This window comes from Metabacillus sp. Hm71, assembly GCF_051842955.2.
Classification (GTDB): Bacteria; Bacillota; Bacilli; order Bacillales; family Bacillaceae; genus Metabacillus.
Genome location: NZ_CM200278.1, coordinates 442,406 through 459,632, shown reverse-complemented (window position 1 = coordinate 459,632; position 17,227 = coordinate 442,406). Strand labels below are relative to the sequence as shown.

The 17,227-nt window shown below is 37.3% G+C and carries 14 protein-coding genes; 3 read left to right on the top strand and 11 right to left on the bottom strand.

The window, feature by feature from the left end:
• Positions 1-266 precede the first annotated feature (266 nt).
• The 7 genes from ACSVDH_RS02390 to ACSVDH_RS02360 all read right to left on the bottom strand — a co-directional run bounded on the left by ACSVDH_RS02390 (position 267) and on the right by ACSVDH_RS02360 (position 9,219).
• Positions 267-2,066 (bottom strand): sensor histidine kinase, encoded by a 1,800-nt coding sequence (locus tag ACSVDH_RS02390; protein WP_439253188.1) that lies wholly within the window; start codon positions 2,064-2,066, stop codon positions 267-269.
• 18 nt (positions 2,067-2,084) lie between these two features.
• A complete protein-coding gene (locus tag ACSVDH_RS02385; RefSeq protein WP_439253021.1) occupies positions 2,085-3,092 on the bottom strand; it encodes a BMP family ABC transporter substrate-binding protein in 1,008 nt (335 codons plus the stop codon).
• Between the two features lie 206 nt (positions 3,093-3,298).
• Complete coding sequence (locus ACSVDH_RS02380; protein ID WP_439253020.1) at positions 3,299-4,267, bottom strand: alpha/beta hydrolase; 969 nt, start codon at positions 4,265-4,267, stop codon at positions 3,299-3,301.
• A 151-nt stretch (positions 4,268-4,418) separates the two neighbouring features.
• Positions 4,419-4,649 carry an excisionase family DNA-binding protein gene (locus tag ACSVDH_RS02375; protein ID WP_299088856.1) on the bottom strand — a complete coding sequence of 77 codons (231 nt, stop codon included), beginning with the start codon at positions 4,647-4,649 and terminating at the stop codon, positions 4,419-4,421.
• 73 nt (positions 4,650-4,722) lie between these two features.
• Entirely contained in the window at positions 4,723-6,669 is a 1,947-nt protein-coding gene (locus ACSVDH_RS02370) for a fructose-specific PTS transporter subunit EIIC (RefSeq protein WP_439253019.1), read from the bottom strand.
• 362 nt (positions 6,670-7,031) lie between these two features.
• Positions 7,032-7,874 carry a glyoxal/methylglyoxal reductase gene (pgoN, locus tag ACSVDH_RS02365; RefSeq protein ID WP_439253018.1) on the bottom strand — a complete coding sequence of 281 codons (843 nt, stop codon included), beginning with the start codon at positions 7,872-7,874 and terminating at the stop codon, positions 7,032-7,034.
• 151 nt (positions 7,875-8,025) lie between these two features.
• The gene (locus ACSVDH_RS02360; RefSeq protein WP_439253017.1) at positions 8,026-9,219 is read right to left on the bottom strand and encodes an MFS transporter; all 1,194 of its coding nucleotides are present in this window, start codon (positions 9,217-9,219) and stop codon (positions 8,026-8,028) included.
• 223 nt (positions 9,220-9,442) lie between these two features.
• On the opposite strand from ACSVDH_RS02360, the gene ACSVDH_RS02355 reads away from it, so the two are divergent.
• Positions 9,443-9,808: a winged helix-turn-helix transcriptional regulator gene (locus ACSVDH_RS02355; RefSeq protein WP_046589677.1), complete on the top strand. Its 366-nt coding sequence runs from the start codon at positions 9,443-9,445 to the stop codon at positions 9,806-9,808.
• 247 nt (positions 9,809-10,055) lie between these two features.
• On the opposite strand, the gene ACSVDH_RS02350 is transcribed toward ACSVDH_RS02355, so the two are convergent.
• Positions 10,056-11,990 (bottom strand): BglG family transcription antiterminator, encoded by a 1,935-nt coding sequence (locus ACSVDH_RS02350; protein WP_439253016.1) that lies wholly within the window; start codon positions 11,988-11,990, stop codon positions 10,056-10,058.
• A 186-nt stretch (positions 11,991-12,176) separates the two neighbouring features.
• Here ACSVDH_RS02350 and ACSVDH_RS02345 point away from each other — a divergent pair, with 186 nt between their 5' ends.
• Together ACSVDH_RS02345 and ACSVDH_RS02340 are read left to right on the top strand one after the other, a co-directional pair.
• Positions 12,177-12,935, top strand: a complete 759-nt coding sequence (locus ACSVDH_RS02345) for a DeoR/GlpR family DNA-binding transcription regulator (RefSeq protein WP_299088849.1) — start codon at positions 12,177-12,179, stop codon at positions 12,933-12,935.
• A 28-nt stretch (positions 12,936-12,963) separates the two neighbouring features.
• Entirely contained in the window at positions 12,964-13,842 is an 879-nt protein-coding gene (locus ACSVDH_RS02340; RefSeq protein WP_439253015.1) for a Cof-type HAD-IIB family hydrolase, read from the top strand.
• Between the two features lie 67 nt (positions 13,843-13,909).
• On the opposite strand, the gene ACSVDH_RS02335 is transcribed toward ACSVDH_RS02340, so the two are convergent.
• From ACSVDH_RS02335 to ACSVDH_RS02325, 3 genes are read right to left on the bottom strand one after another with little or no spacing between them, the layout of a single operon-like run.
• Positions 13,910-14,074, bottom strand: a complete 165-nt coding sequence (locus ACSVDH_RS02335) for a hypothetical protein (protein WP_299088847.1) — start codon at positions 14,072-14,074, stop codon at positions 13,910-13,912.
• A 31-nt stretch (positions 14,075-14,105) separates the two neighbouring features.
• Entirely contained in the window at positions 14,106-15,257 is a 1,152-nt protein-coding gene (locus tag ACSVDH_RS02330; protein ID WP_439253014.1) for a Ger(x)C family spore germination protein, read from the bottom strand.
• Positions 15,258-15,290: 33 nt separating this feature from the next.
• Complete coding sequence (locus ACSVDH_RS02325; RefSeq protein ID WP_439253012.1) at positions 15,291-16,850, bottom strand: spore germination protein; 1,560 nt, start codon at positions 16,848-16,850, stop codon at positions 15,291-15,293.
• Positions 16,851-17,227: the final 377 nt, after the last annotated feature.

The following is a 17,227-nucleotide window of genomic DNA, read 5'->3' as shown; positions in this document are numbered from 1 at the left end:
AAATTTTATACTTTCTTAAACTTGCACAAAGGACGTGTGAATTGTCACACGTCCTTTTATTGTTTATCAAGGCAAATAGTAGACTTTTTATTTTTTGGGCATTATACTGTCACGGAATTTCCTCTTTTTAGCTTTATGAAGGACTTTTCTACTGCTTTCATATTGAGTTTCGTCCTTCATCAGCTTTGTGAAGGACAATTCAACTGTTTTCCTATGGAGTTTTGTCCTTCAGACTTGCTCTCTACCCCAAAAGGATTCTGCTTTTTTTACTTTTTTGTTATTAATGGCAAACTAATCAGAAAGGTAGTGCCGTCATCTGATGAATCATACAATGTAATACACCCATCATGATTTTCCACAATGCGCTTGACGATCATAAGCCCTAATCCAGTACCATTTTCCTTTGAACTAGAGAAAGGCTCGAATAGAGAATCTATTATGGAAGAAGGAATGCCTGAGCCTGAATCCTTTATAAAGACTTGATAGTCCTTTTCCGTTACATGTGATGAAATCGAGATAACACCCTTCCCGCCCATCGCTTCAATGCTGTTGCGGATCATATTATGGAAAACCTGTTTGATTTGCTTGGCATCTACTTGCAATGGTATATGATCCAATTCAATGTTAAATTGAATTTCCTCAGATGATTGAATAATCAGCGGCAGGAATTCACCTAAAATATCTTCTAGATAAGTTTCCCTTTTAATTGGTGCCCCCGGCTTCGATAGTAGCAGCATTTCCTCAATAATAACGTTAATGCGCTCAATTTCCTTCATAATGAGCGACAAATGATACTTGCTTTTTTCCTGTTCTGAAAAGGATTGATTCATTAATGTTAAAAAGCCATGGACAACAGCAAGCGGATTACGAATTTCATGTGCGGCACCTGCTGCCATTTCTCCTACAGCTGCCAACTTTTCAGATTGGTGAATTCGTTTTTCCAGCTTGTCTGTTTCTGTAATGTCAACAAAATTAATGATCCGGCCAATCACCATATGGTTTTGATTTAATAATTCTGTTTGCGACACTAATAAAAAACAATCACCTTCAGATGTAGTAAAAGGTACTTTGGTATGCTTATAATTTTTCTTTGATGACAATATGCTCCAAAACAGCTCATTTTCTTGATCTCGATGATCAGAAGCAAGCTGTTTTACCTGTTGTTCATTTGTATGTAACAGACTGACTGCTGCTGTGTTCAACGATATTTCCGAAGTTTGGTCGTTGATTGTAATGATCCCTACAGGCAAAGAGTTTAAAATTTGCTCACGATACATTTTGTCATTCAATATCGTATTAAATGAATCTTGCAGCCTGGTTGACATTTGGTTAATCGAATGGGTTAAATGCTGCAATTCAAGCTGATGAGGGGAATCGAGTGTTAATCCATATTTCCCGTTAGCAATCAGGTCTACTTTATCGATCATTGTTTCGATTGGTTTCGTTAAACTGGCACTAATTCGATATGAGGCAATAATAGATAAAGCAATCGCCCCAGTGGTTACTAATATTAGCAGCCATAATGAACCCTTTATAATATCGGTAAAGGAATTAGAATGGCCATTTAATTGCGAAAAGGACTCTTCCTGTGCTGCTTTTACATCCTGCTTTAACTGATTAAGCTGCGGGAGATAATGTGTAGTGATATACTCCTCGGCAGCCTTTTTATCATTATAATTGAGAAGACCTTGAACATTGTTGATCATCATGAAATCCAATAGATCTATACTTTTCTTTAAAGGAGCAAGGGATTTAGGAATTGAATCCTCATTGTCTTCAGAATGGTCAAATGAAGCATATGCCTGATATTCCTCGATCATTTCACAGCACATATCGTTTTTAATCGCACTCTCTACAATGTATTCTTTTACATCCAGCTCCTTCTCCAGTTGAGAAAGCCACATAAGCTCAGGGATGTTTCGTTCCTTGATTTTATTGCTAATCTGTGTAATGTCTTCTATCGATTGGACTAAGACTAGCGAAAAACCGCTTAATACAACGGTTAGTAAAAGGAGAATTGTGAGAATCTTCGTTCGAAAAGACATATTTCTACTTAATTTCTTCATCACAATTCCTTTCCTCCCCTAAGGAAACGTCAATTCCCCTTGTTCATACTTCTTCATCTCATTTTTCATAAATTGAATCTCTTTTTCCGTAAACATTGGTCCAAATGGAGCTAAACTGTAGACTCCATGACTTGCATTTAATATAACTTTACCAGAATTCAAACCCTTTTCGCTAAAAAAATCATTCATAATTGCAACATATGTTTGTGAAACATCATTCATCACACTTGTTAAAACGTGTTCCTTCCCCATATAAGATTGATCATCAAGATAACCGATTACATATACATCCTCTTTTTTTGCCAAATCAATCACATCGCGATTATAGGAATTGCCTTTGCTATAAATAACATCAACACCTTCAGAAAGTAACTCCTTCATAAGCTGAATAGCCTTTTTGCCATTATCTCTGCTTCCTACAACCTTCGTATAAATACTGGCTTCTGGTTTATAATAGGCCAAGCCTGCTTCAAATTCAGGATACTCATCACCAGATTCAGTTGGGTTAAGAACACCGATCTTATTTGTCTTCGTTTTAAGCGCTGCAGCTAACCCGGCAAAATATTCAATTTCACCTTGATCAAACGTATACACCGTTTGGTTAGGATGTTTTGCTGTCCCATGAATGGTCACAAATCGCACATCCGGATTAATGAGGGCAGCTTTTGTAAAGACATCTGAAAACTCCCGACCATGGCCAATAATCAGTTTTGATCCATCTTGAATAGCTGTATTAACCGTTTGTACCATTAATTTATCCGTATTAATTTCACTATAAAGTGTAACATCTACTGGAAACTGCTCTTCTATTTTAAGCTGACCTTTATAGGCAAGGCTTCCCCAGCTTTGATCAGCTACTACGTCTGAGGTAATAATCGTCACCTTTGTTTTTTCTAATGTTCCGCTAGAGCTAGTCTCGGCTTCTAGCATAATCCCTTTCGTTTTCAACACAATTGTTCCTACTAGAGCAATAGCAACAATCAGCGTGATAAACCCTATTATTCTAAGTTGTTTCGATTGCTGCAACTTTTTTCTCCCCTTATCATAGTACCTTTCTCCTTAAACATTATAACGAACATAACTTTATCAATCTACAAATATCTAAAAATATCTACACAATTCGACAAAATCTTCATAATTGAAACATTCTAATCAAAACAAAAGGCTCTGATCCTCCAAAATAAGAGATCATCTCTTTATTTGGATTGATCAGAGCTTTCAAGTCAACAGTCTTATTTTTCTAAATAGTGTTTTGTTAACCAGTCCCTCAGTTCATCCTTTAATAGATTGTGAATTGGAGCAGTTGCTTCTTTTTTATATTGCTTCAATAAATTAAGAACCGTTTTTTCTCTTTTAAATTCTTTCAGCATATGGTCCATGTTTTTAATGACGACTGTCTTCGCATTGGATTTTTCCATGACGTCAATTCGTTTTAAATCCTCGTAGTTTGCCTGAACATCCTTATCACCTGTTATGGCAAGGATCGGACAGTTTGCCTGTTTCAAAGCATTAAGAACATCCTCAGAACGATAGCGAAGATGCTCCCTAAACCACTTTGCCGGCATCTTTTTCATCTTGATCCTAATTGTATCACCAGTCGAGCTTTCCATTTTGCTAAAAAGCTCTTCAGTCTGCTTTGCGATCTTATGTTCTTTAACAAGCAGCCTTAACAACGTTCCTTTTATCCCTTTAAGTTTTTTTATTTCTTCGATTGTTTGCCGATTTTGATAAATAATTGGCTCTTTTAAATTTGTGCCCGCTCCCGCAAGCAAAATTAAACCAGCTACAGGAAGAGTTTCATTTACTTTTGTTGCCAAAACACACCCTTCACTATGTCCAAGTAAAATGATTTGATCGTTATTAACTTTAGGATGATTTTTCAAAAAAATGATAGCACTTTTTATGTCATTTACTAAGTCAAGCATTCCGCTTGTTATTGGATTCCCTTCACTTTCACCGACTGCTCGCTTATCATATCGCAATGTGACAAAGCCTAAATCTGTTAAAAAGTGAGCAAGCTCTTTATACAAATTTGTTACAAGAGCGGGCTTCTTCATATTACCGTCCCGATCTGCCCCACCTGAACCGTTTATCATGATAATCGCTGGGTACTGATCATTGTCAGTGTTAGGACATGCAAGTGTACCTTTTAGTGTGACATCACTTTTGAAACTGACCAATTCTTCTACGATAGAGTTCATCCATGACTCTCCTCTTTTATTATTATTATTATTATTATTATTATCAATAATGATAACATTAATCATAAAAAAAGAACAGTACATTTTATGGTTTACTTAGGAAAAGAAAAACTGGGCAATAGCACTACAACACCCAGTTCTCCTTGCTTCATTAATCCTCATCCTTGACATCTATATCCTCTGGAATCGGTTCTTTCATATATTCATCATATAATGTCTTATATTTTTCTAACTGCTCAAAGTGAGTTTGAAATTGATCCTTGTAAATTAGATACTGCTCACCATCGTATAAAGCCCTAATTTTCTTTTGCAGCACTAAGCTAGTTACAACTTCCTCTGACAGTGATAAAAATTCAGCTGTTTCAGAAATGGTTAAATACATATTTTTTCACCCTTTAAAAATAGCCTTCCCTAATTAGACTATTAGGAAAGGCTGAAAATGTAAAGATGAAATCTTACTCAATTTCATTTAACAGGGCAAAAGCTTCTTCTTTAGATTTGGCTGCTAATAATTGATCTCTAAAAGCATCATCCATTAATTTTCGAGATAACATTTGCAGGATTTTCAAATGTGCATCACCTTGGCCCGTTTTTGGTACGGCAATCATAAAGATCAATTTTGCTTCCGTTCCATCAAGACTTTTCCAGTCAACACCATCCTGCTTAATGCCAAATACCACTCTCGGCTTTGTGACTGCATCTGATTTACCATGAGGAATCGCAATGTTCATGCCAATTCCGGTTGAGCTTTCATTTTCACGGTTTATAATGGCTTGTTTAAACTCTTCTTTTGAGGTTAATACGCCTTCAGCGTCTAGCTTTGCAATCATTTCGTCGATGATATCTTCTCGAGTTTGCCCGTTTAGATTTGGATCAATTAACGCCATACTTGTAAGATCTGTTAATTTCTTAACCTCTTCATTTTCTGCTTGTACATCTTTTTCCGGCTGTTCCTCTTTGGCAGGAACCTCAATATGATCTGGCTGCTCCTCGTCTAAATCGTCGATTACCTCAACATCTCTTTTTAAAATGTTTACTAGTATCGCAGTAACAAATGCACCAGCTATAATGGCGACAAAGAACATAATCACATTATCTACCGCACCAAGCACGGCAACAATTGGACCGCCATGGGCAACGCGATCGCCGACATTGCCAATCATTGCAATAACAGAGGCTGCCATAGAACCTGCCATGATACTTGGAATAACACGGAATGGATCTTGGGCTGCAAATGGGATAGCCCCTTCAGTTATTCCGAATAGCCCCATTGTAAACGAAGCTTTTCCTGCTTCTCTTTCTGATGGCTGATATTTCTTTTTGTTTAAAAATGTTGCAATACCCATTCCGATTGGAGGGATACAGATTGCAGCTGCGATCGGACCCATAATTTCATAGTTCCCCTCACCTATCATTGCCGATCCGAATAAAAAGGCAACCTTATTGACTGGACCACCCATATCAAACGAAATCATTGCGCCAAGAATAAGCGCTAATAAAATGGAGCTTGAGCCTTGCATTCCCGCTAACCAAGCTGTTAATGATTCAAATACTTGGGCTACCGGAGCACCGATTACATAAATGAATGCCAGTCCAATAATTAATGATGCCAGCACAGGAATGATAATAATTGGCATAATCGGTTGAATCGCTCTTGGTACCTTCATTTTCTTAATGGCCAATGCTACATAACCAGCTAAAAATCCAGCGATAATTCCTCCAATAAAGCCTGCACCTGCTTCACTTCCATAAAACGAACCATTTGCTGCAATATAGCCGCCAACCATACCAGGAGCCAATCCCGGTCTGTCAGCAATACTATATGCGATAAATCCTGATAAAATCGGCACCATGAATGTAAACGAGGCAGCACCAAGCTTTTCAATTGATTTCCAGAAAGAGTCCTCTGGGATCACCAATCCGCCAGGAGTTTTTTCTCCTCCAAGTGTTAAAGCAACCGCAATTAATAAACCGCCAATAACAATGAATGGAATCATATAGGAAACACCATTCATTAAGTGACGATAGATCGGATTTTGTTTATCCTTCTTCGCCCCTTTGTCATCACCGGTTTTTTTGGCTTCCCCTTTAAAAACCGGCACTTCACCCTTCAAATGTTTTTGGATCAGTTCTTCAGGTTTGCGAATCCCCTCTTGAACACCAACAACTAATACCTTTTTTCCTGCAAAACGATCCTTACTTACTGTTTTATCAGCAGCGATAATAATGCCATCAGCTTCCATGATATCCTTTTCAGTAAATTCGTTTTCTACTCCAATGGAGCCTTGGGTTTCAACCTTCATTGAAACACCCAATTTATCAGCTGCTTTTTGTAGATTTTCCGCAGCCATATACGTATGTGCAATCCCATTTGGGCATGATGTAATCGCTAATAGCTTCATGTTGTAACCTCCTATTGTGCAATCTCTAATCGCTTACATTTACTATACGGCAAGAATTCGACAAAAAAAGATCATTTTTTTACCGTTGCTGCGGAAAAAAGGAAAGAAATGAATTTACTTATGGTAGTTTATATCACAAAAACATAATTATTCTTTTTAATGAAGGCTCTATTTTAAGATAATGTCGTATTTAACTAGGTTCTTGATGAAATCTGTATATGTTGATTCTTGGTAAATAGCAACAAAGTTTGCGAAAATGCATTAGAATATTGAAACACTAAAACTAAAAAAACTGCCTCAGGCAGGGTCAATGCGACCTTTTCTTGAGACAGTTTCTTCTTTATATTTAACTTATCTTTTCATTAAAAATCAATATTATCAGGATCTGGTCCAACTCTCTTGTCCTGATTTAAGCTATCGATTCTTTCCATTTCTGCATTTGATAAAGCAAAATCAAATATTGAGGCATTTTCAATAATTCGCTGTTCTCTTATTGATTTTGGTATTGTCACAACACCATGTTGCAGATCCCACCGTAAAATAATCTGGGCAATGAATTTATTATGCTTTTCGGCAATTTCCTTTAGTACTTCGTTATCTAACAAGTGACCTTGCATAAGTGGTGACCATGCCCCCATTTGAATACCATGTTTTTGACAAAACGCTTGAAGCTCTTTTTGTGTCAAACGCGGATGGTATTCTACCTGATTTACCATCGGTTTTATTTCTGATTCCTTCATCAGGTCCTCTAGGTGGTGAATTTGGAAATTACTTACGCCAATTGCCTTAACCTTCCCGTCTTTATATAGAGTCTCTAATGCTTTCCATGACGGTTTATATTTTCCTTCAACCGGCCAATGAATGAGATATAAGTCTAAGTAGTCCAGGCCAAGCTTCTTTAAACTTTCCTCAAATGCAGCAATGGTAGATTCATATCCTAAATCTGAATTCCAAACCTTTGACGTTATAAATAATTCTTCTCTAGCTATGCCTGTTTCTTCCATAACTTCACGAATCGCTTGTCCAACACCTGCTTCATTCTCATAAATAGCTGCTGTATCAATGCTGCGATAGCCATACTTTATCGCAGATTTTACCGCATTGATTAGTTCGGGTCCTTCCTCTACTTTAAATACCCCAAGACCAAACCAAGGCATTTTTACTCCATTATGCAAAGTTGTAGTATCTTGTAAATTTTTAAGCATTTTATATAACCTCCGTAATGTTTAATCGCTTTATACTTTTCAAGACCTGTTACTTGCCTGTTGATTGGATTTTCCAGCGCTATCTGCCTTCTGCTCCAATCAACATAGGGCAAACTCAGCTACGAGCTTTACGTTGCTATTAATAATATATTTAAGCTTTTACAACCTGATCCTTCCGTTCAAGCGCCCGGCTCAATCCTGTTAAAATGACAGCTGCTACAACCATTAACGAGCCGATCCATGAGGTATGGATAAGCCCAATGGAATCTGTAATCATACCGCCTAAATAAGAACCAATTGCAATACCAGCGTTAAATGCGGCAATATTGATTGCTGACGCAACATCTACCGCTTTTGGAACAAAGCGCTCTGCTAGAATGACGACATATACTTGCAGTCCCGGCACGTTCATGAATGCTAGTAAACCCATTAAAATAATCGTAATGAGACCTGCGATTTTAAATGGTGCAGTAAACATGAGAACTAAAAGGACAATTGCTTGGACAATAAACATATAAAACAGTGAACCAAGTGGATTTTGATTGGATAACTTCCCGCCAATCATATTCCCAATCGCAATTGAAACTCCGTAAACAAGTAATATAACCGCAACTGTACTTTCCTCAAAGCCAGTTATATCCTGAAGCAATGGAGATAAATACGTAAATACAACAAATGTTCCTCCATAGCCTAAAGCCGTAATAATGAATAATAGTAATAACCGGCCATTTGTTATCAGCTTGAACTGGTCACGAAAAGTTGTTCGGTTTCCTTTACGCAAATTTGGTGGGACAAGCATGCTATTGGCAACCAAAGCAATGACACCAATAATAAGAATCGCTATAAAGGCCAGTCTCCAGCCGAATTGCTGACCTATAAACGTTCCAAATGGTACACCTGTTACAGTAGCAACCGTCAATCCTGTAAACATAATTGAAATCGCGCTTGCTCTGCGATTCTCCGGCACAAGATCAGCTGCTATCGTAGACCCAATGGACATAAAGACACCGTGTGAAAATGCAGAAATAATCCGGGCAACTAGTAAAACGCCAATACTAGTAGCACTTGCCGCAAGACCGTTACCTATAATAAAAATAACCATAATCCAAAGTAACAACGTTTTTTTTGACATATTTGATGTTAAAGAGGTAAGGATAGGTGCTCCAAAGGTTACTCCTAATGCATATAAGGAAACCGTTAACCCCGCTGTTGTGATAGGAATATTTAAATCCTCTGCAATTAACGGAAGCAATCCTACACTGATAAATTCTGTTGTTCCTATAGCAAATGCACTGACTGCTAATGCGAGCAGTGCGAATGTACTTTGTCTTTTATCTAAAGCCATCATTTCTCCTCCTTCTTACGTGTAAATGTTTATCCTAGAGCAAAATATATAGTGAGACTTGGTTTTATTGCTCGGATAAAATAATGAAAGTATGGTAAAGATCGGCCGGCAAATGCTATTATGAGTTATGAGGAGCATAAAGAAAAGTACGCACTTTTTTGTGATATAGATACTAAAAAGTCATATAGGTACTTTTTGGTGCCTGTTAAATAGGAGGATTTTAATGAAGCAAAAGAAATACAATATTTCAGTTGAAGCAACCTTAGAGGTAATAGGAGGTAAATGGAAATGCGTCATCCTCTGCCATTTAACACATGGGAAAAAACGAACCAGTGAGTTAAAGCGTCTCATGCCATCGATTACACAGAAAATGTTAACTCAACAGCTGCGAGAGTTAGAGGAAGATGGAGTTATTAATCGAATCGTATATAATCAAATCCCTCCAAAGGTAGAGTACGAGCTTAGCGAATATGGCTGGAGTTTAAAAGAAATTTTGGATTCCCTTTGTGCTTGGGGGGAAAGACATATCATAAAGGTGTACGGAGATAAGTTTTCAGTCTTAGAGGAAAGTATTTTAAATAATGATTAAACATAAGAGACTGTCTCTAAATATAAGGGCAAGACCCTGTTGAGACAGCTCTTATGTCTTCTTTTATCTCCCCCTATACCCAATCTTAACGGGCAGTAATCACCACTAGAAAATGGGGAATATCTGCCCGTAAAGAATCAACGAAGCTTGGTCGCCAATTAAGCCGAAACATAAGGTCTTGGTGGTTTATGGTAATAGCCTCGGCTATCCATCAGTGCGACTGAAGAACTTCCCGCTGATGGAAGTCTCATTTTAGCAATGATAAAAATTGATCAATTGACCTGGCATCAGTCAATTTCTTCAGCAGTGCTGGCTGCTCACTAATTGACGATAGCTCACGAAAAAGCTGCTTTGTTGTTTGCTGATCTTGATTTGGGACGGCCAGCATAAATACCAATGAAACATTTTCTCCTGACCAATCGATTGGTTGCTTGAGTGCTGCTACAGCAATAGCAGGCTTTTTAATTAGCTTTGGGCTTCCATGTGGAATCGCTATTCCCGAGCCAATCGTTGTAGCTGACATTCTTTCCCTCAAGATAGCACTATGACCATATTCCTTATCAACAAAGCCTCCATCATATAATGCAATAGCAAGCTCTTCAATTATTTTAAAGCGATGCTCACTGCTATGCTGTAAGAACAATGCTGATGTTTCAACATACTGAACCAATGCAGAATTTATTTGGTTGTCACCAGCTGTTTGTTGGGCTATAAATTCTTTCAGTCTCTTTTCATCTGCGCCTTCTAATAAAGGAGAAATGACAATATGAGGAATTTTTAAGCCAACTAAATCAATGGTTGAAATAATTAGGTCTACCTTATGATGCTCTAAATAATCTCGTAAATCAGCTTTTGCGATGCTATCAATAATGTGAAGAGATTGATATTTTTTTTCAAGCTTTACATTCAGTAGTTGTGACATCCCAATGCCCATATGACAAACAATGATGGCATTCAATTTGTTCCTTTGATTTTGGCGAAGCCGCTCAATCGAAGCTTGAAAATGAATGGTTAAATAGGCAGCCTCTTCCTCAGGAATGGAAATAGAAAACTTATTGTTGAGTTCTTCTATGACATGAATAACAGAATCAAAGATATATGGATACATTCTTTTTATTTCATTTAGCATCGGGTTTGAGACAGTAAGGCCAAATTTTATTCGATTTAATGCTGAATATAAATGGATGGATAGTCCTTCTCTTAATGATTCATCATTCGTAAAATCCTGCTTTGTTAGTTCTGTCATTTGCAGTAGCAGATCCTCAATAATCGCCTCATGCTGGTCCAAATCATCAACCTTTTCATCTGTTCCTTGGTGCTTTGGAAAGCGATGCCTTCCGCCTAATAAATGAAGCGTGAAATACGCAATTTCTTCCTCTGAAAAATGGACAACAAAAATGATTTCTAGTTTTCTCAAAAATGTGGAAGCCCATTTAAATTCCTGTTTCTCTGAAAGATACTCAAGATCTTGCTTAGCTAGTGAAATTGGATGTCCCAGCTTTGTTCTTCTGATCATCATGAGAAGATGAATAACTAATCTTTCAGTTGTTTCATCTGTAAAAAATAGCAAGTATTGTCGCTGGAAATCATTTAGTTCTCTTTGAATAATCGTCATTTCATGTGGAGTAAACTGCTTTAAGATAAAGTCAGCACCCTCTGCTGCATCCTTCTTCAGCTCTGGTAAATGGGCAAGTGCCCTTCTTTTATTTCCTTCTGTTCCTTCGATGCTTACCCCGACCTTTTGCTTTGATACTAAGTTTAAGCCTTTTTGATCCAACCACTTTTCAATCATATCTAAATCTTTTTTGATAACGGATTTATTCACATAATGTTTATCAGCAAGCTCCTGAGCTGAAACAGGCGATTTGCTCATTAATAGCTGATAGGTAATTTGCATCACCCGATAGGACTCCTCATCGTCCTTCTGCATCGAGTTTGTTTCCTGAAGCATTTGAAAAAGCTGAGTCTTTTCCACTTCATCAATTTCTATGTAAACACCTAAGCCAGGTTTGCGCACCAATTTAGCAGCTGAATGTTCGTTTAAGAAGGTTTCAATCATTTTAAAATCATTGCGGACTGTTTTTTCTGAACACCCAATACGTTCCGCAATCGTTTGAACAAACAGCGGCTTTCCGAATTCGGTTAATAAAATCTTTATTATTTCTTTTTGTCTTTCATTCATGCTTTCACCTATTTCAACGTTGTAACCCCTGCAATATTCCTATCCCATTTATACCATATGGAACAATTTAAAACCAAAAGCAGAAACAATAACTTATGTTTACCTTGCGATATGGCAGGAAACAACTTATAATAAATTACAAATACTTATATATACTTATAAACACTTAAAAAGCAGGCTGATACTATGTTCCAAGAAGAAAGATTACGTCTGATTATCGATTATTTAAAAAAGGAAAAACGAATATCTGTTGATGAAATTTGCCGGATCTTTAAGGTTTCAAGGGATACAGCTAGAAGGGATTTAGTCAGACTTGAGGAAGAAAAAGCGATAATAAGAACACGCGGCGGAGCTATTCTCCCTTCTTCTAAGCATATCATTAAGGACTATTCTAATCGTCTAAGTCTCGTTTCAGCAGAAAAGAAACGGATCGGTAAAAAGGCTGCAGAACTAATAAATAGCGGTGATACAATTATTCTCGATACATCCACAACCGTGCAGGCTTGTGCAGAACATTTAATGGATCTTGAATGTACCATTGTTACCAATTCCATTAACCAAGCGGATCTCTTATCAAAAAATCCCCATGCCCATATTCAATTGCTTGGCGGTGAATTTCATAAGGAGCATCGCTATTTATTCGGAACATCTGTCATTGAAAAGCTTTCCCAATACCATGTAGACAAAACATTTATAGGCTGTTACGGCCTTTCCGAAAAAGGCATAACCGTTGCCCATGAAGAAGATGGAATGGTTATGCGCAAAATGATGCAGCAGGCAGACCAGGTCATCCTTTTAGCCGACCACACGAAAATCGGTGTAACCGGTTATTTTCGCTGTTCAACCTTACAAGATATTGATTTATTTATCACAGATCAAGAACCTGATGAAAGTTTTCAAGAGCTACTTAAAAAGCATGGGGTGGAATTACTGATAGCTCTTTAATCTATTTATTGCAGGAGGGTTTTTAACCATGACAAAATTAATTGCGATTGACCTAGATGGCACGCTTTTAACGAGTAAGAGCCAAATAAGCCCTGAAAATCTTGAAGCCATACATTCAGCCAGGCAAGCGGGAATCGAAATTGTGATTGCAACAGGCCGTGCCCATTTTGATGTGAAAGCCTTGTTTGAAAATACGGGTGTTAAAACTTGGGTGATCGGGGCAAACGGTGCTACGATCCATGACCCTGAAGGCAATCTTTATCATTCACAGCCAATTGAACCTGCCTTAGCTTACGACATTTTACGTTCTTTAGAAGAAGACGGCTATTATTACGAAGTGTTTAGTAATGAATGCATCTTTACTCCTCAAAATGGGAGAGAGCTTTTGGAAATTGAGATTGATCGCATCAAAAGCGCAAACCCGGAAGTTCGCATATCAGAGTTAAAGGAAGCCTTAGTCAAACAATTCAGTCAAACAGGCTTTTTCTTCATTAACTCCTATAAGGAAATTGAAAAAACGGGTGCTGATCTTTATAACATCCTTGCCTTTTCATTTTTTGAAGAAAAGCTTGATGCAGGTTGGAAGAAGTTTGGTCAAATCGAAGGGCTGACCATCGTCTCCTCTGCCCATCATAATTTTGAATTAGAGCACAAAGACGCCTCAAAAGGAATTGCATTAAGAAAGCTTTCGGAAAAATTAGGCATTCCCCTCACAAGCACTGTAGCGATCGGGGACAGCATGAATGATGTTTCGATGTTAAACCTAGCTGGTAAAAGTGTTGCAATGGGAAATGCAAGACAAGAGGTTAAAGAAATTTGTGATGAAGTCACCTTAACAAATGATGAACATGGCGTTGCAAAGGTAATTCGTGCAGCAATGGAAAAAACCTTAACAAATTTAGCATAAATTAAAGGCGCAAATATAGCCAACCACAGATTTTATGTTAATCTGTGGTTGGCCTTTCTATTTCTCCTTAAATAAACGACCGTACGACCACTAAAATACTCAAAATAAACCCGATTAGCCCAAGAAAGGAAAAGACGAAAAGTTCTTTTATCTCTTTTTTCTTTATTAACTTCGGGACTTCACTAGCAAAAATAACAATAAAGATGATTACAATAAGTAAGATCTTAAACATAGACCAATCCTTCTTTTAATTGATATGAATCCTATTTTGTTAAGCCGATTCTTCTTACATAAACCGTTGGATGAACCGAAACGTCCAGTTTTTTAAACCTCTCATTCCAATCCTTTTTATATTTTTCATTCCACTGTTTTGGGTATTTTTTATACACAGCTTCCCCAAAGCCAAAAATATCTGAGCCTAATTCATCTTTTGCTTTTACTAATACTTCATGAATTCTTGTATGAATTTCCTTTTCAAGTTCAGTCTGTAATTTCTCAATATTCTTAGGATCATTTAAATCTAATTCAGAGGCGTTCTCCATTACATTCATCTCTGAAGTCGTATTCACGGTTATTTTGACTTCGCCTTTTTTTATTTCAGGAACGATTTTTGTTTCAGATCGAATAATATTGGCACTAATATTGCCGCCACCTTTCTCCTCTTCTACCTTGACTGTTATCACACCAAGATTCATTTGATCCCTTATCCATAAAATCCCTCTTGTTTCAGAATCATTCATCCATCCTTCCAATTTATCCCCTTTAAATACGGCCGCACCTATAATCGCTTGGGTCTCTTCTGATTTCTCTTTAACCTTTACTTCCAATGGCTCTGTAGCAAATTGGGGAGCTACTGGCTCAAGCCCTTCCGTAAGATACATATCCAAAAATTCTTTAATATTAACTGACAATCCCACACTTAATTTTGTCAATTCTCTTGTTTCCTCTGCAGTTACACTTTCTAAACTAGGTTTGTTTTTAAGGACTTCAAAGGCATTTCCCTTTGTAAACATGATATAACTGTTCATCCTTGGCTCATGGTACCTTGAATAGAAATCGAGAATCGGAGAAACTCCCTTCCTTGCGAGCTCTTCTCCGATTAATAACACCCTGCTATGTGAAAAAAAGATTCGTCTTGACAGTTTACCTTGGAGATGTCGATAGGCTTCAGAAAATGTCTTGCCAGTATCAGAGATCATAAATGTACTATTATCCCCGCTGCCTGTCGGTCCCGTAGTTGGTCCAAGCTTTGACGGAATCGCTACTTGAAGAGTTAAACGAATTTCTTCGTCCTCCAAAAGATCTAATCCAACAGCAGTAACAATCGCAATATCATTGATCTCAATCCGATTCCAGCACCCAGTCAGCAAGAAGATTGAGATGAGCAAAACAAATGAGAATTTAGCGGTTTTCATCTTAGCACCATCCTGCCTATTCTAAGAGAACATCTATTTTTTTCGATTCTGTGTACCCAGCCTTTTCAAATTCCTTTTTCCCACTTGTTCAGGTCGTTCGTCCATCTTCCACCAAGGTGCACGTATAAAGAGGTCCTTAAGGTTATTAAAATTGAATGGAGCAATAGGAGCTAAGTAAGGGACTCCAAAAGATCTTAGTTGAACAAGGTGAACAAGGATAAAAAATACCCCTAGAAGGATTCCGTAAAATCCAAGCAAAGCTGCAAGAAACATCATTAAAAAGCGAAGCAGGCGAATGGCTCCTGTCATGCTGTAGCTAGGAAACATGAACGAAGCAATCCCTGTAATCGATACAACAATAACAAGAGGAGCGGACACAATGCCTGCTTCAACTGCAGCTTGACCAATAACTAAGGCACCAACAATACTAACTGTCGACCCAACCGGCCTTGGCAGCCTTAACCCCGCTTCCCTTAAAGCCTCAAAGGTAATCTCCATTAATAAGGCTTCAACAACCGCTGGGAAAGGAACTTTTTCCCTTGAAGCAGCAACACTAAACAAAAGGTTTGTTGGCAATAGTTCCTGATGGAATGTTGTAACGGCTATATAAATAGAGGGAAACAATAAGGCAATCAATAAAAATAAATAACGGATACCCCGAATAAAAGAAGCCATCATAAACCTTCCATAATAATCCTCAGGAGAATCCATCATTTGGAAAAATGTTACAGGCACAACTAGACCAAATGGGCTATTTTCAACAATAATCCCAACCCTTCCTTCAAGGATGTTACCGACAACCCGATCAGGTCGTTCTGTTTGTAAGACTTGCGGAAAAACAGAATAGGGCTTCTCTTCAATAAATTCAATAATATATCCGCTGTCTTCAATCGCATCTATATCAATTTGCTGTAATCTTTTTCGCACTTCCTCAACTAATGATTCCTCTGCTATTCCTTCTACATAGGTAATAATCACTTCTGTTTTAGAAAGTTTTCCAATTTTCATGCTTTCTAATTTAAGCTTAGGTGTACGGATTCTCCTGCGTATCATGCTTGTATTGGTCCGAATATTTTCTGTAAAGCCCTCTCTTGGTCCTAAAACAACAGCCTCTGAAGGTGGTTCATCTACTGATCGCTGCTGCCAGGATTGCTCACTAATAAATAGGGCTTGTTTAAACCCATTAATGATTAACACGGTTCCGCCAATAAAGAGATGATCAGAGATTTGTTGAATCGTTTCCCCTTTTTTTACTTGGCTTGAGCTGATCTCATCTTCAATATCCTTTAGGGTTAACTGACTCTTTTTTAGAAAATCTTCTTTTTGATTTAATAACGGCTCTAATATACTATCTTCCATTCGTTTCATATCTACTAGACCCTCAAGATACAAAACAATAGCTGTATACGCATTATTTATTTCAAATTTTCGGAACATAAAATCAAAAGAACCTTCAAACATTCGTTTAATTTTATAAAAATCTTCCTCTATAATTCCTGTTAAATAATCTGTTTCATTTTGCTGTTTTTTAGGTTCTTTATTCATAACCTTTTGCGTTGACCTAAAGAGCTTTATCCACCTATTCATACTCATAATCACACCTCCTAAACGAAACTTACTTCCCGCCTAAATATAGACCATTGAAATATTTTCCATTGAAAAAAGGATATATTTTCCACAATTTTAACTTTTTAATTCTATTCTAGTTGAATTTATCTTTTCCGAATTTATCCATGTTATGCGAACTTTAACATTTAAAATTAGGCTCTTTTGAACCTATCTCTTAATCCGCTGCTGACACTTAAAATAAGTTAAAAAACAGCGAAGATTTTTTGGTTCTTTTTGGATCTATTTGATTCTTTTTGTCAATCTACAAGGAAAGATAGAGAAAAAAATGTCTTTTTCATAGAAGAATTGTCGAAAGCATTTCAAAATCTAGCAAAATCATTAATAATAAAGGATATAATTAA